Source organism: Mycoplasma procyoni, assembly GCF_017052595.1.
Taxonomy (GTDB): domain Bacteria; phylum Bacillota_I; class Bacilli_A; order Mycoplasmatales; family Metamycoplasmataceae; genus Mesomycoplasma_A; species Mesomycoplasma_A procyoni.
In genome coordinates this window covers 18556-39794 of record NZ_JAFIDB010000006.1, presented here as the reverse complement: position 1 = coordinate 39794, position 21239 = coordinate 18556, and the positions used below count along the sequence as shown (strand labels likewise).

The window sequence follows — 21239 nt, the reverse complement described above, 5'->3', positions numbered from 1 at the left end:
CATGATTGAAAAATATAGTTTTAAATACATAAGAAGTCTTAAAATTTATAGATTAAGTCTTATTTGGATTCATTCACTTTTGGCTATTCTTATTTTACTTCAAGGTTTATTTATAGGATGACGTTCAACATATAATTTTTTTGGTTGAAAAGTACCTTTTACAATTTGATTAATAGTATCAATAACAACATTTGTAATTGTTGCTTTACTTTTTATTGTACATGTAATAAACAATAGAAAATTTGCTAAAATCGCTCTTATGATTATAAACGATCAGGTATCATCTAAAACAGAACAAGACTTCAAAAAAGATTTCAAGGGATTTATTTTATTTAAAGCAGTAAGTGATGAAAAGATTAAAAAGTGAAAATCAACACTAAGTGAAGAACAAAAAGCCAAAGTACTTGAAGACGCAAAAGATCCATCTAAAGTTCCGGTTGTAAAGAAAATATGATGATTTAAATAAACCAAAAATACACAAATTCGTGTATTTTTCTTTTGCAAATCTAACTTTTGAACTATTTTTTGCATATGTTTGTTATAAAAAAGAAAAGGTATATAATTTAACGATATGAAAAGTAAAACAAACAAATTTAAATTAATGTTAAGTATGATAACCACAGCGGCTCTAGCAACAACTTTAGGGTTTTCTTGTACTCAAACTACAACAGAAAAAGAAGAACCTAAAAATAATCAAGACAACAATAATGATAATCAAAACAAAGATAAAAATCCACCCTCAACAACTGATGATTCTTCAAAACAAGATCCTAATACTCAATTAAAACCAACAGATCCAGCAGATGACGAAAATAAAGATAAAAATTCACCAAGCGAGCAAAACGATCAAAGTTCAAATACAGGAAATACGGAGAAAAAAGAGCCTGAAGTTAATCATTTTGAAGTTTTAGAAACACTTCCAAAAGATTTTGCAATTAAACACACATACACAGATCATGATGCAGCTGCAGCACTTGAAAAAATCAAAAATATTCCTCAAGAAAACATAGTAAGTTTAATAGGAATTGAACAAAAATACAGAGAAAACCTTTTATTAAGATTTAAAATTAATCCAAACACAAATGCACTCCAAGAACAAGGAATAATCGAAAATATTGAATTAATCTTCTCTAAAGATAACAAAACAGTTTCTAAGTTAGTCAATGTTTTTGGATTTGTTAAAAGAGTTACAGAAACCACAAGAGATGAAGAAGCATATAATTTTGTAAACCAAAAAGAAATGCGAGAAGATTTTAAAAAACTTTACCCTTCTTTATTAGCAATGACTATTCTAAATGCTTTTAATCCAGATGACTTCATCAACAGAAAAAGATATTCAGACGATTTAATCCCGGAAAGCGAAGATGCTAATAAAAACGAAGAAATAAAAGAAAAAAATAAAAATAGAAAGGTTTATATTGATCTAGATTCAATATCAACTAAAACAGCAAACACTGATTATTTCAAAAAAGGACTCCCTTTAAGTGCTGGACTTAAATCTGCTTTATTTGAATACAGCAACGAAAAGAATCCAAAATATGACTTTAAAATAGCAGGTGCAGCACCTGATGATCTTAATGGTAATTTAATTCTTAAACTCGAAATTTTTGAGGACACAGATACAAGCGACAGAGGACCAGTAACAAATAAAACAGTTACTTTTAGTGGAATGAAGTCGCTAAAAGATAACCTCAAAAATGAAAATGAGTTTATTAAGTTCACACTAAAAGATGAAGAAGCAAATTCAGTAATCAATAGACCACTTAAAACACAAATTAATAGTTCTATTGAACACCTAGAAGAAAATCAAGAAACAGAAATTAGCAATTCCATTACAATTGATGAAAGACTCAAAGAAACCTTATTTAAAAAACTTTTTGTTTCAATTAAAGATAGCGAAGAAGGAGTTTATAAAACAACTTCTAATGAAATAAGATTATATAGTTTAGCTTCATTAGATGACAGATACAGTGTTTTTCCTTTTGTAACCTTTTTAACTAACAGTGTAGTTGAAAATGTGAGAGTTTTTGCAACAAAGAAAAATAATCAAACAGAATTAAAATTAAAAATTGATTTTTCAATGTCAATCACTCAATCACAACATCCTTCTTTAATGAAAGATATTGATTTTGGATCAAAAAAACTTGAATGAACACAGGATATTGTGTTTAGTTATACAAAATAGTAAAAGAAAACTTAGCAATGATGCTAAGTTATTTTATTTCTCGAAAATGTCATAAACTACATTTCCGTCTTCACTTATACCTGATTTTCTTACTTCTCAATGTTTGCCATTAGCCTTAAAAACAGTTTTATCAGCCTTTTCATCGTTTGTGTTAACGTTTACCAAAATTAAGTTTTCAGGATAGTTAGCTTGAGAACCTTTAGCGAATTTTGATTGAGGATAAATGTGATCAAGATTGAAAGAATAAGGTCCTGGATTTTGATTTGAATTAGAATCTCAATAGTTAGCTCTATTCATTAGTCTTCCTGCAAAATCTTCACATCACTCTTCATCACCGCATTGTTCTAATCAAAGAGTTTTTATAAATTTTTTCATGCTGTTTATACCTCCTTTCATTTCTATTGTAAAAAAAAAAAAAAAAGTGAAGCCTTTGGCCAAAAATAAAGGAAAAATAGGCAAAAACGACAAAAAAGCACTCTAAAAAAACAGAAAAATCACTTTTTCACTTTTTGTGTGCTTATTTGTTATAAAACCAAAATAAAAATTATCATTTTTCTTGTAATATAGACAACTATAATTACACAAAAACAGGTGTAAAAGTGGTAAAATTATGCCGAGTTATTTGCTCGTTTAAATTTTAGGAGAAAAATGGATAATTTAATCAAAACACTACAAAACCAATCTCTTTGAGGTGCTATTATCACATCTCTTGGTGTTATCTTAATTGGTTATTTACTTGCTAAATTCAAAGTCCTAAAACAAGAAGGAAAAGGAGTTATTAACCAAATAGTTCTTTTAATTTCTCTTCCTGCGCTTGCTTTTAAAGGATTTATGAAAGACATCACAGTCGAAAGTCTTAAACAAGAAGGAATTATATTAGGAGTATCCCTAGCTTTCTATATAGTTCTTTCAGTTATCGCTATGGTTTGAGTTAAATTCTTTTCAAATGGATTTAACTTTAAAAAATCAAAAGTATCAAACGCCGTTCTCGGCCAATCTGCTACACAATCAAGAGCATTAGTAATGTGAATGTTACTAATCTTTGGTTCAACAACATTCTTTGGATTACCTATCATTAACTCAGTATATAAAGAAGCTGTTTTATCTGCTAACATCTGAAATATTTCATACAGAATTTTCTTATATTCATTCTGTTTTATGGTTATGGCAGGTCTTAAATTTAATAAACAAAACATTCTAAAATCAATGAAAACTGCTTTATTAAATCCAATCGTTATTGCAACTTTTTTAGGTTTAGTTCTATGACTATTACAACTAATTCCTGGAACAAGGGTTACAGTTACAACAACAAATGGTAAACAAGAAGTAGTAGGGTGATTCGAACTTGCTAAAACTTTACCAGCAATCGAAAAAATCTTCGCAACACTTTCAGCTACAGCTTCACCGCTAATCTGAATTACAATCGGAATGACACTTGCTTCAGTTTCATTAATGAATGCAGTTAAAGATAAATGAGTGTGAATTTTCACAGCTCTAAAACTTATTGCTATTCCTTTATTAGTGTTCTTTGTAATGTGACCACTATATGCAAACGGATTAGTGACTAAACAAACAGCAAGTGCAATGGTTGTTTTTGCAGCTGTTCCACCTGCAACTGTTGCTGTTGCTTATTCAATGAAGTATAAACTACATGAAACATTCTCTGCACAATGTTCTGCATTATCTACAGTAGCTGCTGTAATTATGATGCCTATTTGAATTATTATTTTAGGAGCTGTATTTGTTTAGAATATGAAAAAAATAAAAGTTATTTGCTTTGGTGTAAGAAAGGTTGAAGAACCTATCTTCCACAAATTTAATAAATACAACTACGAATTAGAATTAAGAAGCGATTCTTTAAATGAAGATACAATAGATTCACTTAAAGGATTTGATGCAGTTATCACTAGAGCTAGTGATAAAGTTAATGCTGCAGTATTAGAAAAAATTAAGTCATTTGGAATTAAATATGTTCTTGCAAGAATCGTAGGAACAGACCATATGGATCTTAACAAAATGAAGGAGCTAGGAATTAGTTCTGCTAGAGTTCCTTCATACTCTCCAACAGCTATTGCTGAGCTTGCTTTTTCAATGGGAGTAATGCTAAACAGAAAAGCTTTACACTTTGCAAATAAAGGGAAAAACAATGATTTTGTTGTCGATCCTTTTGGTTTTGCAAGAGAATTCAAAAACACAAAAGTTGGTATTATTGGTACAGGAAAAATCGGTTATTGAACAGCTCATTTCTTTAAATCAATGGGTGCTAAAGTTTATGGATATGACTTGTTCCAAAACGATAAAGCTAAAGAGGTTTTAGAATATGTTTCTTTAGATGAATTATTAAGCTTATCAGATATTATTTCATTCCACATTCCTTACATTAAAGGACAAAATGACAAAATGATTAATAAAGATTTCATTTCAAAAATGAAAGATGGAGCTATTTTAATTAATACAGCTAGAGGACAAATTCAAGACGAAGAAGCTCTTTTATGAGCTTTAGAAACAAATAAATTAAGTGCTGTTGCAACAGACGTTTTCAACAATGAAGGAGAAATCTTCTTCAAAAAACACGAAAAACTACCAAATGCTACAGTAGAAAAATTAATGAGTTTCTACCCAAGATTTATTGCAACACCTCACGTGGGTTCATATACAGATGAAGCGGTTGCTAACATGGTTGAAACATCATTTGACAACCTAAATGAATTCCTAACAACAGGAGATTGCAAAAACAAAGTTTGCTAATTTTAAAACAGCACATTTTTGTGCTGTTTTTTAGAAAGAAAACATGGAAAAATTAATAAAAGTTTTACAAAACCAAAGCATGTGAGGAGCAATAATTGCTTCTATTGGAATTATTGCCCTTGGTTATTTATTAACAAAATTTAAAGTCTTAAAACAAGAATCTAAAGGCTTTTTAAACAAAATAGTTTTAATAGTTTCTTTACCTGCGTTAGCTTTTTCAGGATTTATGAAAAGTGCTACATTTAATGATGTAAAAGAACAGATGTTTATATTGGGTTCTGGTTTCTTCTTTTACATTTTTTTAAGTGTAAGTGCTTTAGTTTGAATTAAGGTTACTGGAAAGGTTTATAACAAATCTAAAACCATTCAAGCAATTGCTGGAGAAAATGTTTCTAACTCAAGAGCGTTAGTTATTTGAATGTTGTTAATCTTTGGATCAACAACATTCTTTGGATTGCCAATCATAACTGCTGTGTATTCTAAAGCTGCTGTATTAGCTGCAAACATCTGAAACATTCCTTACAGAATTTTCATTTATTCACTGTGTTTTATGTTGATGTCTGGATTGAAGTTTAATAAAGCTAACTTCAAACAATCAATGAAAACAGCTCTTTTAAATCCAATTGTTATCGCAACTTTTTTAGGTTTAGTTTTATGACTAACACAACTAATTCCTGGAACTAAAGTTACAATATCACAAAAAGAGTATGGATGATTTGAGTTATCAGTAACACTTCCACTTCTTCACAAAATATTTAGCACGCTTTCATCTTTAGCATCACCATTAATCTGAATTACAATTGGAATGACACTTGCAACAGTTCCTTTATTAAGTGCACTCAAAAACCTTTGAGTTTGACTATTTGTTGCTCTTAAATTAGTTGCAATTCCAACATTTGTTTTATTAATAATGTTAATTTTAACAAAAACAAATAATGTTAGTGCAGATGTTGCTAGTGCGATGGTTATTTTTGCAGCTGTTCCGCCTTCAACAGTTGCTGTTGCTTATGCAATTCAGTTTAAAAAACATGATGTGTATGCAGCTCAATGTTCTGCGCTTTCAACATTGTGCGCAATTATAATGATGCCTATTTGAATAGTGGTTTTAAACTTCGTGTTTTAAAAGTGGTTTATGATATAATATTATAGATAGCAAAGGAGTTTTATGAACGAAAATAAAAACATTATCAAAATGAATAAACGTATCATTTCTAAAAATGTTTTTATTTGTCATAAAATTTCTTAGAGAAAATGTAATATTAGAATCGATAATCTAAACACCTTTTTTCTTTGAAAGAAGGTGTTTTTGCTATCTAGAAAGGAAATATGAAAAAAGCAAGATATATAAAATCTTTTGGAATTATTACGGCCGCAGTTATTTCATCTGTTCCTGTTATTTTTAGTTCTTGTTCTGCTCAACAACAAACAGGTAAAATAACAACTTCTCCTTCAACTCCTGTTGAACAAACGCATTATTTAAACGCAAAAATGTCTTTTGATAATTTAGAAAAAGACTGAAAAGAAGTTAATTTTAATCATAAAGATCTAACTAAATTTAGTTATATAAAGTGAAAAGTTGATTTTAAAAACGATGTTGATAATAATAGTGTTTTTTATGATACATTTGAAAACAACGAAGCCAGAGAATTAAAATATCAAAAAGAAAATGTGTTTCAGTTATTGAAAAATGACACACAAACAACATTTGTTCCTGTAGTTAATTGACATCAATTAAGATATTTTTATAGGGGATTGTGAGAAAATAACAAAAGTTTTATAAGAGAAAAATTTGATTGATCTAATTTTTCAAAAGAAGAAATAAAAAGAGAAAATACAACAATTGAAACAACCCTTAAAAAAGGAGATATTGATTATTGAACTAAAGAAATAATGTTTAAAGCTGAAAAAACACCAGATCAAGTAGGATGACACGAAGATAAAAATACAACTCCAAATCAGCAAGAAGCAGATGAATGAAATGCCTTCTTTTCAAAATATTTTATTCTATATACAATCAAAAGAAGTGATCAAAACATAACTATTCCTAATACAGAAATGGTCAATGTTGCAGACTTGGTGTTGAATAAAAAGACAGTAGTAGATAATGCTCTGGCAGATACAAAATTTGATGTTGAATTTCATATAGTTCCACGCAAATAAAAAGAAAAATCCCTTTATTGGGATTTTTTGTTTGTAAATTTAGTGTGCTAATAGTTTGTTATCAGAACCTCTTCTCCTGTTCTTTTGGAAGCATCTGAATTGATTAATCTTTTTACTGATACAACTTCTTTTTTGAAATCAGAATAAAGTTCGTTGATGAAGTCTGTGTTGTGATTTGTGAGCATTAAATAACAACCTCTGTTGTGTAATTCCTTAAATAAATTAGCTAATCTAATGTGATCTTCTTTTCCAAAACCATCTTTTGTATAAGACTCAAAAGAGGAGTTGTTTAAGGGAGCATAAGGGCTGTCTAAAAACACAAAATCCCCTTTTGACGCAGTTTTTAGAAAAGATTCAAAGTCATCATTTTGAATAGAAATATTTTTAATATAGGAACTAATATTTAAAATATTTTCTTCTGAAAAAGACTTAACAAAGTTTTTATTGTTAAAAGGTACATTAAACAACCCTTTGGAATTTACTCTATATAAACCATTAAAAGAACGTTTGTTTAAATAGATAAACAGACAAGCAGATTCTAAATCAAGTTCGTTATTTAGAATCTTTTGATTGTATCTGTTTCTCATTTCAAAATATTTTTCTTTAGTTGTTTCAATAGAGTCTCATTCATTAAGTGTTTTTATTAGTTCTTGCGGTTGGGTTTGGATTATTTTATAAACATTAACTAAATGAGGGTTGATATCGTTTATAAAGGCTTTTTGGGGCTGAAAAGCAAAAAGTACAGCTCCACCACCAGCAAAAGGTTCAAAGTAATTATTAAAGTTTTTAGGAAGTCTTTTCTCAATTTCTTTAAGTAATTGAGTTTTTCCTCCTACTCATTTTACAAATGGACTTATTGTTAGCTTATTGTTCATTTATTTATCTATTTCCCTTCTTTCTGTCATCTTAAGTATTCTTCTTGACAATCCTTAACTACATTTTCAATGTCTTTTTGATCAAAAATGATAGCACCTGAAGCTCTTTCATGTCCTCCACCATTTCATTTTAGAGCTACATTTCTAACAATAGGACCGTTTGAACGGAATTCAACTCTTCATTTGTTTGGTTCTTCTTGAGTGAATGAAAGTCAAATTCTGTAGTCATCAATATTAGCTAAAATGTTAGGTCTTGTAGCTGCGTTAGAATCTTTTTGAAGTTGTTGTTGTTCTTGAAGATCTAAAGAATAATAAATAACGTTTTCATATGTTTTTACTTTAGAAATTACATATGATTGAAACTTCATATCTTTTTCTGAGTTTCTTGTTAGGTTTTGGTGTACATTATCAACATCGAGTCCTGTTGATCAAAGTTTAGCAGATAATTCAAGAGTTCTCGGAGTTGTGTTTGAGTATAAAAATCTTCCAGAATCTGTGTAAATTCCTGTATAAATGTATTTTGCAGCTTTAGGAGATATTTTTCAATTTGAACTTACAGCAATGTCTGCAACCATTTCAGCAGCCGCTATATAACTAGAATCAACTCATCTGCAAGTTGCGTTTAGATCATCTTCATTTGGGTGGTGATCAATTCTAATTACTGACTTAAAAATGTTTTTGTCTAATAGTTCTCTGTTTTCAATTCTTTCTTTGAAGTTTGCATCAACAATGATGGCAAGTGAGTTTTTAAGAAAATCATCACTTAAGTCATTTTGAAAATCAAAATCCAGAAATTTTAGAATTCCTTTTGAGTCTCCAACGGCTTTAACTGTTTTGTTTGGAAAGTTTTCTTCGATTAGAGTTTTTAGTCCGAATTGAGAACCTAAACAGTCTCCATCTGGTCTAATGTGGTGAAAAATAACGATTTGATCGTGATTTTTAATTTCTTTTACTATAGATTCAATATTACCGATTTCCATTTTCATATTCCTTAACTAATTCAATAGCTTTTTCTACAATTTCTGAAATTTGAGCTTTGTCTTTAATAATAGCTCCTGAAGCATTATCGTGTCCACCACCTGAATATTGTCTTGCAATTGTATTAACTTTAGGTCCATTTGATCTAAGTCTTACTCTAATTTCATCTCCTTGGTCAATAAAGAAGATTCAAATTCTATTGTCTTCAATGTTTGAAAGAACATTAACTTGTGAAGCATCTTCGTAACTTAATTCAAGTCTGTCTTGAACTTCTTTTGTAACATGGAATCAAATCACTTTGTCTTTTGCTTCGAATTTTGAAAGAACTTCTCCTTGGAATTTAATTTCTTTCATAGTTCTACCAGCAAGTGCTTCGTGAATTCTGTGGATGTATAGTCCTTTTTTAATTAAGTGTGCTACAACTTCAAAAGTTCTTTTTGAAGTGTTTGAATAGAAGAATCTTCCTGAATCTGTGTAGATTCCTGTATAAATGTATTCAGCTGTTCTTGGTGAAAAGTCCATTTTTGATTTTCAAGCTAAATAACCAACCATTTCAGCTGCAGCTGCAAATGATGAATCGATTCAGTTGTATTTGTATTTAATATCTGCATCATTTGGGTGGTGATCAATTCTTGCCATAGCTGTAATTTTTCCAGAAAGAATTAATTCTGCGTTTTGCAGTCTATCTGAACTTGAAGCATCTACAACGATTCCTAATGAGTTTTCAAAATCAGAATCCCTTAGTCTGTCTATGTCGTAGTGTTTAAATTCTAAGAAAGAAAGAATTCCTGTTGAGTCTCCAATAAAGAAAACTTTTTTGTCTGGAAAGTTTTCTTTAATTAAGTATCCTAATCCAAATTGAGAACCTAAACAGTCTCCATCTGGTCTAATGTGGTGAAAAATAAAGATGTTATCATATTTTTCAATTGCGCTTAGTATTATTTTGTGTGTACCTTTTTTCATTTTTGCTCCTTAAATAATGAATAATATATTATTTAAATTATATACCTTTTGGAGCGATAAATTTTTAAAAAATAGTAATAATAAAATAATTGCAAAATATTCTTGTAATACTATTGATATAACCTTAATAAGAACAAAAATACCACTTTTTATTCTAAAACTTTTAAAAAAGTGCAAAAAAAGATGAAAAAAAGTGCAAATTTTTTTGGTCTGTTTTGTACACTAAAAACCCTACATTTAGGGAGTTTTTCACATTAATAATTGTTCATATATCAAAAATGTGGCATTTTAGTCGAAATTTATAAATTATAATATTAATGTGAGTAATCACTTTTAAATTTATATAAAAAAACAATTAAATTAAAAATGAAAAAATTATTATTAGGAAAACCTCCGTTAGAGCGTAAATATTTACCAAAAATAGAAGAACATTTATACGCATTTTTTAGTTCTATATTTTATACAATAGCACTAGTGATGTTTATTCTCTTGTTTGTATTTAATCAAGAGAAGACCTTTAGTGATAAGTTCTTTTCTTTATTGAATACAACCGAATTCAGAATAGTTATTTCTATGTTTGTATTCGTTTTATTAGTAAATATTATTTATACAATAAGACTTGTTAGAATTTTACCCAAGACTGAAGAGGGGATAATTCTTGTTTATTTAGAAATCTTTCTATTAACAACAGTCGTTCTTTCGTTTCTTAATTTAATTGTTTCATTAACATGTTTGAAATATAACGAAATAGTTTTCGAATAGGAGAAAAATGAAACACTGAAAAAAACTAGCAGGACTTTCAGTTCTTGCAACACCAATGTTAGGATTTATTTCTTGTGCTAAACAAGAAAATGAATTTAAAAACAGCAAAGAAATCGTTCTTTCAATCGAAGGAATTCAAAAAGAATTCTTTAATAAAGTTGAAGAAGCTTTTAGTAAAACAGAATATGCTAAAAAAGGATTCAAATTAAGAACTGTAGAAAAAGGAGTTTTTGACTCAATCGACTTTGCTACAACAACAGGTTTTACAGATAGAAATGCAGCTGATTTACTTTATTCACCAGCAGATAGAATTAACAACCTACTAGCAAACAACACAATTATGCCTTACCCAGAAGGACTAAAAGATGAGTTATTAACAATGCTAAATGCTTCTGATGCTGAGAAAAAACAAGTTGAAACATTTGGTAGCTTCAAGTTTGCAGGAAAAGGAGAAGTAAACAACTTCTATACATTCATGCACAACAAAGAAGGTATCGTTATGATGTCTTCACAAAGTTTAGATGAAGTTAAAGCTGAACTTGCAAAAGCAGAATCAGATTCAATGATCGAACTTGTAAAAGAAGGTAAAGCATTCTTCAGAATTCAAGATGCATGATACGGAAACGGAGTTCTAGCTTCAGCATTAAATGAAGAGGAAATGGGTAAATTACTTTACAGAAATAAAGACACAAATACATGATCATCAGGATTCTTATCATCAGATCCAAACTATGCAAACTTTAAGAAAGCTTTAGGATTTGCTGCAGAATTAATGTACCCAGTTTGACAAGCAGCATATGATATGGATGCTACAGAATTTGCTAAAACAGGATGACACACAAACGGAATTAAACAAGATGATTTAAGAACTCTACTTTCAAGTGATATGAATGCTGTTCAAAATAAAGTAACACAACTATTATCAGAGAAAAAACTAAAATATGGAATGGTTGGAACATGAGACATCCAAAACTCAATTAAACAAGGAATTCCTACATTCTTAAACTTCCCTAAAGTTCACGATGAAGAAGGAGATAAAAAATACCAATTCAAACAAGCTCCTGGAACATGATCATGAGCAATTAACGCAAGAAACAGAGGGGTTAGTGAAGACAGACTTAAAGCTATTGAAGCTGTTTTAAAAGCAATTTTCTCTGTAGAAGCATACTATGGATACTTTACACAAGATTCTAAAGTTTCATTCTTCCAAGATATGCAAACTAAAGTAAAAGATAAACAACAAGAAGCTAACAAATCAGCTAACGATGCATTTACAAAAGTAGCAAAAGAACTTGGATACGAAAACATAGATGAAACTGTTAAAGCTTACGAAGAGTTATTAAGCAAAACAAATACAGCTCTAAACAAAAGCTTTATGGGAGATAGCTGAAGCATAATGCAAAATGGTCAAAAAGATCCATTAGCAGAAGATAACAAAAAAGAACACAAATTACCAGAAGCAACAGAATTCTTTGGAATTACAGAAGAACTTAAAACAGAATTACAAACAAAATTAGCTAAAACAACAGGATTAAGAAATGCAGTTGCAACATTCTTAGGATTAACAGATCTAACAACTCTAAAAGGTGACAACGCTGAATGACAAGTAGGTTCTGATTTAATTAAAGCAGGTGTTGAATGACCAGCAGACTTAATTCAAGATAAAGATAAGAAAACAGCACACGTAAGAAAAATTGAAAAATTAGTCTTCGGAGTAAATGGTGATGATGAAGGGGAAAGAAACGCTCTATATGCTGAATTATCAACTCCAGAAAAAGTTGCAGCTAAAAAAGCAGAAGCTCTAGCTAAAGCAAAATCATTCTCTGAAACATACTCAAAAAACAAAGTAGAAGATGCAAAAATTAAAGAAGCTGTTGATTTATATGTAGACAACTATGCAAATGAAGCTGTTTGAATAAGATTTAAAGACAAATACAACAAAGTATTAGAAGCAGCTAAATTCAACAAAAAAGATGGCAAAGCTTCAACATACAGTGTAAGCGACATTAAAGCTAAAGTTGAAGAATACAGAAAAGGAAACGCTTCAGAAATTATTCTTGATGTTCTAACTTCAACAAAATCTCTAGCAGATGGTGGAAGAAACGTTCTTGAAACACAAGCAAACAGATTAGACAGAAACAACCCACAATTTACATCATTCTGACCAGAATGAAATGACTTAACATTTGGAAACCAAGCAAAATACAGTGAAGCCGCATTCATTAATGCTGTAAGTTCATTAGAAACTTTCAAAGCAGAAATGGAAAAACAAATTCAAGCAAGACTACAACACACTGTTAACACTCTAAATAGCTCAAGTGCTCCAGATTACATTAAACGTAAATAATAATTAAATGCATTACAAATCAAGATACCAAATAGAAAGAAGAACTTTTTATACAATAATAGTTCTTCTTTCTATTTCTTGTATTATCTTTTTATTATGATTCCTAGAAGGTATTTTTATAGGAACTAATGAATTTGATCACTTACAAGAAACAGAAAAAGAACAGCAGATTAATTTCTTCATTGCTTCAAAATATGTGGGTTATATAACCAACTCGTTAATTCTAATAGGATATATTGTTAATCTAGTACTTTCAAAAAGAAACGGAATAGGTTATCTATTCCCTATCATTTGAGGAATCTTCTTTTTAGCAATACTAATTTCTCCCTTTTTCATCAGCGGAAAAATAAACGAAAACGGAATAAGAACTACCCTTGTAGTTCTTTGGGTAATAACTTTTAGTTTAGTGCTATTAGTTAATATATACTTTATATATAAAATTAAACAAAAAAGACACATGGATTACTTAGAAAAAATTAAAATACACAAAGGAGGGTCAAGACGTGGATAAGATCAAGATGTGAAACTGATATGGCGAGTCTTTTGAAAAAAAAGTCAACGATTCAAAAATCTCATACAAAAACTTTGTTGATCAAGCACAAAATGTTTTTGATCGTAAAAAACGTGATCTTGATCTTAAGAAAAAGGTTGATAAAGACCTTTTCTTAAGAGCTAAAACAAAGCTGCAAGATGAACAAAAAAGAGCACTCAAAACTCTAAAGATTTCACACACTAACGAGACTCTTGTTATTAAAGAAACAATTAAACAACTAAAAATTGCACAAAGTCTTTCTAATTTAATTATTTTTGAAATCAAAAAGATTGATAAAAAATTAAAAGAGAGTGCAATTTATGTAGCTAATTACTACAAAATGATTCAAACAACAGCTGATGATGTAGAAGTAAAAGAAGCAAACATGACTTCTATTATTGACAAAGCAAAAGCTGAAGAAAAAATAGAATTATTCAAAAAATCTCTACTTACAATTATTTATAAATACAACAAACAATTTAAAAGTGAAGAACTAAACTTAGAGAACTTAACTTCAGACGGGTTCTCTTCAAAACTTGTTGCTCAAGAAAAAGAAGTTCTTAATTCACAAGAAAACATTTCTTTAGTTAAAGAACTATTTAGATCTTTAGTTGACAAGAAAAACAGATTATTAATTCAAAGAGAAAAGAGCAAAGAAAAATTTGCTTTGACCAAAAAAGAATCAAAAATTGCTTACAAACAAAGCAAAAAACAGCTTAAAAAAGATTATGCTCAAAGAATTTTAGATGCTGAATATTCTTATAATAAAGAATATGCTCAAAATTTAGATCTTCTTAAAGCAGAACTAAAAGAAAGAAAAGCTAAAATTGTTGAAAAGAAAGCCGATTTAGTTTCAGCTGCTAAAAATAAACAAGAAGCACTAAAAGACTATAACAAACAAAATAAAGCAATTGAAAAATCAATTAAAAAAGCATATAAACAAGAAAAAATTCTTGCCAAAAAACTTTTTAAATTACACACACAATACACAAAGTTATTAGCAACTGTAAACTTCTTAGGATTATCAGAAAAACACATCCAAAGAATTTATTTTGCTATCAAAAATCTTTTAATTGATAAATACCAAAACGGCGCAAAAAACGACCAACAAATCAAAGAAGAATACAAACACTTCTCACTTGTTGCTCAAAAATATGAAGCAGCTGCTAAAAACCTAAAACCAGAGCAAAAAGAAAAATTAGCAATCCACAAAAACGCTAATTTACCTTTATTGCTTCAACTAAAATACAGAAAAAACGCTGTAGATTATGCAAAAGTTAACTACTACAGAAAACTTTCAGCAGCTAAAAAAGAATACAGCTATGACAGTGAATTCTTAGCTAAAAAAGCAGATGCTCTTGAAGAGTACATTAATGACACAAACAAAATCTTTAATGCTTCAAAAAGAGAAATCAAAAAATCAAAATTAGAGCTTAACTTCCTTAAACACCACGCAGATCCTAAAAAAGAACAAGCATCTGCTCAAAAAAGAGAACTTCTCAAAAAAGAGTTAGAAGACAAAAAAGCTGCTCTTGCTCAAAAGCTTAAAGCAAAAGAAATTACCAAAAAAGCTTATGAGTTTAAAATCAGAGAAGCAAAAATCATTTATAAAGAAAAAATCAATGAATTCAAACTTCATGATGACAAACTAAAAAACAAAATTTTAGTTAAAACACAATTTTCAAGAACAAATGCTAAAGTTAAAATTACAAAGAAAATTTATGAATCTAAAGTAGTTGAAGCGATTAAGCAAGTTCCAACAGAAAACAAAAAACTTGCAAGATGAAAAGGGTTTTTACTAAACCTTCTTTTCCCAGGACTTGCTCAAATATTCTTGTTTAAAGAATATAAAAAAGGAGCTATTTTATTAGCATTTTCAGCACTAATTTACTTCCTTTTCATTCCTTTCTCATTCGGTCTAGTGTGAACTAAAATGGGAGGGATTCAAGGTCTTGTTGATCTTGGGGCATCACAACACGACTCTTCATTAGGAATTCTTCCTGATGCAAGATTCTGAATGTTCGGTGGAGCTGCATCGATTGTACTTCTTGCAATTTCAGCAGGATTTATAATAGCCAGTGCAATTTCAGCTTACAGAAGAGGGAAATTCCTTGAAGAAGGAATGAGACCTCAAAACTGAACACAGACTAAAAACTGATTAAGCAACCAAGGTTTCCCTTGATTAATCTCTATTCCAGGGTGATTCTTAATTGCTTTTATCATTATCATTCCTTTAATGACATCTCTGTTTATTTCTTTATCAAACATCGGATTCCAACATACACCTCCAGGTCAAACAGTTGATTGAGTAGGATTTGGACAATTTGGTAAATGATGAATCTTCAGAAATAACGGACTAATTAGTTCATTATTTAAAGTATTTACATGAACTATTATCTGAACCTTTGGTGCAGGATTTTCAGTTATTGTAGTCGGAACACTGTTTGCGATTTTAGTTAACAGTGAAAAAGTTAAATTTAAAAAATTCTTTAGATTAGTTTACATCATTCCTTGAGCTATTCCAGCTTTCGTTACAATCATCTTCTTAAAATCTATTTTCCAAGCAGATGGTGAATCATTAGTAAACTACATCTTAATTAAAATCGGATTGATTGACCAGGGTATTAACTACTTTGCAAGTGCAAACACAATTAGATTCCTATTAATTGTGATCCAAACTTGATTAGGTCACTCATACATTTTCCTATTAATTACAGGAAACCTACAATCTATTCCAAAAGATATTTATGAAGCTGGAGAGATTGATGGAGCTAAAAAAGTAAGTTTATTTAGACACTTAACATTACCAATTTTAGTAAGCTCACTAGCACCTCTATTAATTGGTCAATTTACATTTATGTTTAATAACTTTACAATTATTTCTCTGTTCTCTGGAGGAGGTCCTCAATACCTTGATGCCTCTGTGTTCAAAGAAGGAGCAACAGATATCTTAATTTCATGAATCTATAAGCTAACTGGAAGTATAGCATTAGAAGGAAACGTAGCGTTTGCGTCTGCTCTTGTTATTGTTTCTTCATTAATGTCAGTTTCAATAGCAGCTTATGGATTTGCTAAAAACGCAGCAAGAAGGGAGCAATAATGAGTGTATTTTCTTTAAAAAGTAAGCTTAATTTAAATAAAATTAAAGTTAATTCTTTTAAGCAAAAAAGAATTAAAATACACGAAACAGATGCTAAACCTTTAACTGTTTCAGAAGGAATTTTCCTGTTCTTTAATTACATTCTGTTAATTATTTGAACATTCATAATTCTTTTCCCTGTTGTTACAATGATACTTTCATCATTTAACACATTCAACCCAAGATATATTTCACTATCACCATCTACATTTAAGTTTGGTTTTGATAACTTCTTATATTTATTCCAAAGCGAACGTAGTTTATATGGTTGATGATACCTTAATACACTGATAATTGCTTTAGCAACAATGCTAATTACAGTTGTCTTTGTAGCATTCAATGGATATGCATATTCAAGATTTAAATTTGCAGGTTCAAAACACTCACTATCACTAATCATGCTTCTACAAATGATTCCTTCAACAGCTTCCTTAATTTCTCTGTATATTATTGTTAAATTAGGGCAAGACGGTTTAGGAATTGACCCAAGAATCATGCTGGTGATTATTTATGCAGGAGGAGCAGTTGCTGGAAATACCTTTGTTTTCAAAAGTTATTTAGACTCTGTTTCGAGAGAGCTAGATGACTCAGCGAAAATCGATGGTTGTGGTAACTGAACACTCTTTACAAAAATTCTTGTGCCAATTGCAAGACCGATGATTGCAATTATCGCTCTATGATCATTCTTAATTCCTTTTGGAGATGTTATTCTACCAAAATTCGTTATTATCGATAGAGCACAAACAACTTTAGCTGTTGGACTCGATTCCTTTATTACAGCAGAACCAAAACATATAAACGCGGGAGCATATTCAGCGGGTGCGCTATTAGCATCAATCCCTCCATTTGTTTTATTCATGTTCTCACAAAGACACATTGTCGGTGGACTATCTGATGGAGCGGTGAAAGGATAAAATGAAAGACACATTACAAAACAAACAAATCGAATTAGATGATATTAACAGCTACGATTTAGAATTTGATAAATTCTTAAGCGAAATCGGAGAAGTTTCTCAAGCATCAGCTGGAGGAAAAATCGAACTTGTTAATCTTTCTAAAAAATATGAAGGAAACGACAAGTGAACACTAAAAGACATTAATTTAACAATTGAAGCCGGAAAATTCTGTATTTTCCTTGGTCCATCAGGTTGTGGTAAAACTACTTTATTAAGAATGATTGCAGGTCTTAACTCAATCACAAAAGGAGATTTACTATTCAACGGAAAAAGATTCAACAACCTTTCTCCTTCAGAAAGAAACATTGCAATGGTTTTCCAATCTTATGCTCTTTATCCGCACATGAATGTTTATGACAACATGAGTTTCGGACTTAAAATAGCTAAAGAAAGAAAAGACGTTATCGACAGACGTGTTAAAGACGTAGCAAAAATGCTAAAAATCGATAACTATCTATACAACAAACCTCGTGATCTATCTGGAGGTCAAAGACAAAGGGTTGCTATTGGTCGTGCTATTGTTAGAAAACCATCTATTTTCTTAATGGACGAACCTTTATCAAACCTAGATGCTAAACTTCGTGAAACAATGAGACGTGAAATTGTTGCAATCCACAGACTCCTAAACACAACATCAATCTATGTAACACATGATCAACTAGAAGCAATGACAATGGGAGATCAAATCGTTGTTTTAAACGAAGGAAAAATTCAACAAAACGGTACATCAAAAGAGTTATATTTCAAACCAGCAAACATCTTTGTTGCTAAATTTATCGGTTCACCTACAATTAACCTTCTTGAAGGTAAAAATGAAAACAACACCTTTGTTTCAAGCGACTTTAAATGAAGCTTACCTTTTGCCAAAGAGTTAGAAACAAAAACTAAAGGACACAAAGATGTTGTAATCGGTTTCAGAACTGAAGATGTTTTAGTTCATGAAAGCCCAGTTGAAAATGCTATAAAAGGGAAAATCTTCAACATTGAGTCTCTTGGAAAAGAGTTATCAATTGTTATTAAAATCTCTGACAAAGTCGAAATTGTTTCAACAGTCCTAAACAACAGAGACTTCCAACTTTACCAAGAAGTTTGAGTGTCTTTCAACGAAGAAAGAATTCACATCTTTGATAAAGAAACAGAAGAAAGAATTAACTAATGTTTTCTAAATTAAGTAATTTCTTTAGTGTATATAAATACAGAAAACTCTTTTATATTTTTTCAATTATTATAGCAATTATTGGTTTCGGTTTATTCTTTGCCTTTTATGACAAAATAGCCAACTACATTGTAGACGAAAAAGTTTTTTATAAATTTGACACATTAAGCATTGAAAAGCAAGCAGAGTTTTATTCTAAAACTTCTGAAAGCTACATTCAGTCAAAAATCTTTATCGGTTTTTGAGTTATTTGCTCTTTAATTTGAGTCACAATCATCACTTTATCTATTTATTCTTTAATACTGTTAGCGCAACAAAAAAGCAACGGCTACAAAATCCAAAAAATTACAACTCTTTTATGAATTGTAATCGTTATTCTGATCTCAATTCTGTTATCCTTTATACCTCCATACAAAGAAGAATATAATACAAAAACACAAGAATTTAATGAACTAAATCCACCTAACTACGTTTCTGGATGATTCATTTTTGGACTATCTGTTTTTGTTGGTTTATGAGGATTAATTTCTCGTAAAAACTATGGATTTTTGGACAGCACTAAAGCTAAACAACAAAAAGAAACAAAAGATGCTAAAAAACAAAATAAAAAAGTTGCAGCTTAAAAACTTTCTTAAATTTAGTCCAGTAGTTTTAAGTCCTTTAGCCCTCTTCTCTTGCAATCAAAAAGACAGCTCACAATGAGGAGATACTAAATTTCAAAAAATCTACACTAAATTATCATACAAAGAAGATGATCAAGGAGCAACGTTTGTTGCTCCTTTTTCAAACAATGACTCAAAACAAAAATCCTCTGTAATTTATCAATTATTAGTCTATGCATTCGCTGATGGAAATAACGATGGAATTGGTGATTTTATTGGTCTAAAAAACAACCTAGATTACTTTGTTAATCTTGGAATCGATCAATTATATCTTTCTCCAATTCATCCAGCGAGCTCATATCACGGATACGATGTGATCGATTATACAGATGTAGCAGCTGAATTAGGTGGTAAAGAAGCCTTTATTGATTTTCTCAAAGAAGCTCACAAAAAAGGAATAAAGGTCTATTTAGACATGGTTTTCAACCATACTTCATATGAACACCCTTGATTCCAAAAAGCTCTTGAAGGTGATGCTAAATACAAAAACTTCTACCATTTTTATGATAAAGAAAAACAAGACACTCACCAAGATGATCAAAATTTAAGAAACATCTTCTTAAATATTGATCAAAATAAAGGTGCAACAAATCAATACTATACCTCTAAGTTTTGAGCAGGTATGCCAGATCTAAACTTAGACAATCCAGAAGTTATCGAAGAACTAAAACACATCCAAAGTTATTGAACAAAACTTGGAGTCGATGGTTTTAGATATGATGCTATAGTAGAGTTTTTTTCAAGCTATGGTGAAACCAAAAACAACTATAATGAATCTAAAATTCTTTATGAACTCAGACAAGCATCACTTGATGCTCTTAAATCAACAAACAGAGAGCAAGATTTATTTACAATGGGAGAGTGATGAGAAGCAACTCCAAACGCTCGCTCTTGATTTAGTTACAATAATGAGCAAGCACTCAAAACAGTTTATGATGGTGCTCACTGAAAGCTAAAACCATCAGTTTCACAAAGCTTTTCAGAAACAATTGATTACCTAAAATCACTTAACATTGATAACAGAGAAATTCCTTGAGTTCCCTTTTTAACAAACCATGATGTCACACGTTGAATCAATATTTTCAGAAGCGGTGTTTACATTGATGATCTTCAACTAACTGCCGAAGAACTCAAAAAAGATCCTTTAAGAAAAGAAGATAAGCTTGCAGTTGCTAATGCTCATTTCTTTTTATTATCAATGCCAGCAACTCCAATTATTTACCATGGAGATGAATTGTATCTCCATGGTGTCAAAGCAGGTGGTGATGCTGCTATGAGAGAACCATTTAATTGACAAAACAAAAATAATGTTGTTGATTTCTATGAAAAGCGTTCTAGAGACCACATTTCACTAAATATTTCTAAAGATACAAATTATGTTGAAAAAGAAATTAGCAATCCTAACTCAACTTATAGTATAATTAAGCAAATTAATAATTTCAGAAAACAACATCCATTTATGTTTTCTCAAAACATAAATACAATCGAAGACCCAAGTCTTTATTTAGAACAAGAGCAAGAAAATGCTGTGATTCGAACTTCTGAAGATAAAAAAGAAAAATATCTATTTATTAGTTCTTCCGGAGTATCGCACCAAAGAACTATAAAACTTAAAGATGGTGTTGACTATGAAATTATTTATTCCTTTAGATCAAAACCAAAAAACTCACATGAAATAGATGTTGAGCCATATGGAATGTTTATAGCAAAAATTGCACAAAAAACCAAGTAAATTTTAAAAAATATGAATTTTTGCAAGAAATTTAATAAAAAATT

General features: G+C 30.0%; 18 protein-coding genes. 14 read left to right on the top strand and 4 right to left on the bottom strand.

Annotation, left to right across the window (positions count from 1 at the left end):
- Position 1 precedes the first annotated feature (1 nt).
- Both JV122_RS02900 and JV122_RS02895 read left to right on the top strand, forming a co-directional pair.
- The gene (locus JV122_RS02900; protein WP_205843017.1) at positions 2-466 is read left to right on the top strand and encodes a hypothetical protein; all 465 of its coding nucleotides are present in this window, start codon (positions 2-4) and stop codon (positions 464-466) included.
- 105 nt (positions 467-571) lie between these two features.
- Entirely contained in the window at positions 572-2185 is a 1614-nt protein-coding gene (locus JV122_RS02895) for an LppA-related lipoprotein (RefSeq protein WP_205843016.1), read from the top strand.
- A gap of 33 nt (positions 2186-2218) precedes the next feature.
- Here the strand turns inward: JV122_RS02895 and JV122_RS02890 are convergent, their stop codons facing one another.
- Positions 2219-2560 (bottom strand): HNH endonuclease domain-containing protein, encoded by a 342-nt coding sequence (locus JV122_RS02890; RefSeq protein ID WP_205843015.1) that lies wholly within the window; start codon positions 2558-2560, stop codon positions 2219-2221.
- 273 nt (positions 2561-2833) lie between these two features.
- On the opposite strand from JV122_RS02890, the gene JV122_RS02885 reads away from it, so the two are divergent.
- From JV122_RS02885 to JV122_RS02870, 4 genes are all read left to right on the top strand, one after another.
- Complete coding sequence (locus tag JV122_RS02885; protein WP_205843014.1) at positions 2834-3934, top strand: AEC family transporter; 1101 nt, start codon at positions 2834-2836, stop codon at positions 3932-3934.
- Between the two features lie 3 nt (positions 3935-3937).
- Positions 3938-4933, top strand: a complete 996-nt coding sequence (locus JV122_RS02880; RefSeq protein ID WP_240463492.1) for an NAD(P)-dependent oxidoreductase — start codon at positions 3938-3940, stop codon at positions 4931-4933.
- A 43-nt stretch (positions 4934-4976) separates the two neighbouring features.
- Positions 4977-6056 carry an AEC family transporter gene (locus tag JV122_RS02875; RefSeq protein WP_205843013.1) on the top strand — a complete coding sequence of 360 codons (1080 nt, stop codon included), beginning with the start codon at positions 4977-4979 and terminating at the stop codon, positions 6054-6056.
- A gap of 203 nt (positions 6057-6259) precedes the next feature.
- Positions 6260-7093, top strand: coding sequence for a hypothetical protein (locus tag JV122_RS02870; RefSeq protein WP_205843012.1), 834 nt, complete (start codon positions 6260-6262; stop codon positions 7091-7093).
- Between the two features lie 47 nt (positions 7094-7140).
- Here JV122_RS02870 and JV122_RS02865 read toward each other — a convergent pair whose 3' ends face one another.
- Genes JV122_RS02865 through nrnA (JV122_RS02855) form a run of 3 tightly spaced genes read right to left on the bottom strand, consistent with a single transcriptional unit; the run spans position 7141 to position 9909 of the window.
- Positions 7141-7968, bottom strand: coding sequence for a DNA adenine methylase (locus JV122_RS02865; RefSeq protein ID WP_205843011.1), 828 nt, complete (start codon positions 7966-7968; stop codon positions 7141-7143).
- A gap of 8 nt (positions 7969-7976) precedes the next feature.
- On the bottom strand, positions 7977-8948 hold the full coding sequence (gene nrnA / locus JV122_RS02860; protein ID WP_205843010.1) for a bifunctional oligoribonuclease/PAP phosphatase NrnA: 972 nt from the start codon (positions 8946-8948) through the stop codon (positions 7977-7979).
- A complete protein-coding gene (gene nrnA, locus JV122_RS02855) occupies positions 8935-9909 on the bottom strand; it encodes a bifunctional oligoribonuclease/PAP phosphatase NrnA (protein ID WP_205843009.1) in 975 nt (324 codons plus the stop codon). The genes nrnA (JV122_RS02860) and nrnA (JV122_RS02855) overlap by 14 nt, the downstream gene beginning before the upstream one ends.
- Positions 9910-10275: 366 nt before the next feature.
- Here nrnA (JV122_RS02855) and JV122_RS02850 point away from each other — a divergent pair, with 366 nt between their 5' ends.
- From JV122_RS02850 to JV122_RS05050, 8 genes are read left to right on the top strand one after another with little or no spacing between them, the layout of a single operon-like run.
- Complete coding sequence (locus JV122_RS02850; RefSeq protein ID WP_205843008.1) at positions 10276-10671, top strand: hypothetical protein; 396 nt, start codon at positions 10276-10278, stop codon at positions 10669-10671.
- Positions 10672-10678: 7 nt separating this feature from the next.
- A complete protein-coding gene (locus JV122_RS02845; protein WP_205843007.1) occupies positions 10679-13018 on the top strand; it encodes a hypothetical protein in 2340 nt (779 codons plus the stop codon).
- A 7-nt stretch (positions 13019-13025) separates the two neighbouring features.
- A complete protein-coding gene (locus JV122_RS02840; RefSeq protein ID WP_205843006.1) occupies positions 13026-13529 on the top strand; it encodes a hypothetical protein in 504 nt (167 codons plus the stop codon).
- On the top strand, positions 13522-16650 hold the full coding sequence (locus JV122_RS05055) for an ABC transporter permease subunit (protein ID WP_205843005.1): 3129 nt from the start codon (positions 13522-13524) through the stop codon (positions 16648-16650). Before JV122_RS02840 ends, JV122_RS05055 begins: the two co-directional genes overlap by 8 nt.
- Positions 16650-17603: a sugar ABC transporter permease gene (locus JV122_RS02830; RefSeq protein WP_205843004.1), complete on the top strand. Its 954-nt coding sequence runs from the start codon at positions 16650-16652 to the stop codon at positions 17601-17603. Before JV122_RS05055 ends, JV122_RS02830 begins: the two co-directional genes overlap by 1 nt.
- Position 17604: 1 nt before the next feature.
- Positions 17605-18801 carry an ABC transporter ATP-binding protein gene (locus tag JV122_RS04775; RefSeq protein WP_205843003.1) on the top strand — a complete coding sequence of 399 codons (1197 nt, stop codon included), beginning with the start codon at positions 17605-17607 and terminating at the stop codon, positions 18799-18801.
- Complete coding sequence (locus tag JV122_RS02820) at positions 18801-19424, top strand: hypothetical protein (protein ID WP_205843002.1); 624 nt, start codon at positions 18801-18803, stop codon at positions 19422-19424. The genes JV122_RS04775 and JV122_RS02820 overlap by 1 nt, the downstream gene beginning before the upstream one ends.
- A complete protein-coding gene (locus JV122_RS05050; protein WP_205843001.1) occupies positions 19342-21195 on the top strand; it encodes an alpha-amylase family glycosyl hydrolase in 1854 nt (617 codons plus the stop codon). The genes JV122_RS02820 and JV122_RS05050 overlap by 83 nt, the downstream gene beginning before the upstream one ends.
- Positions 21196-21239: the final 44 nt, after the last annotated feature.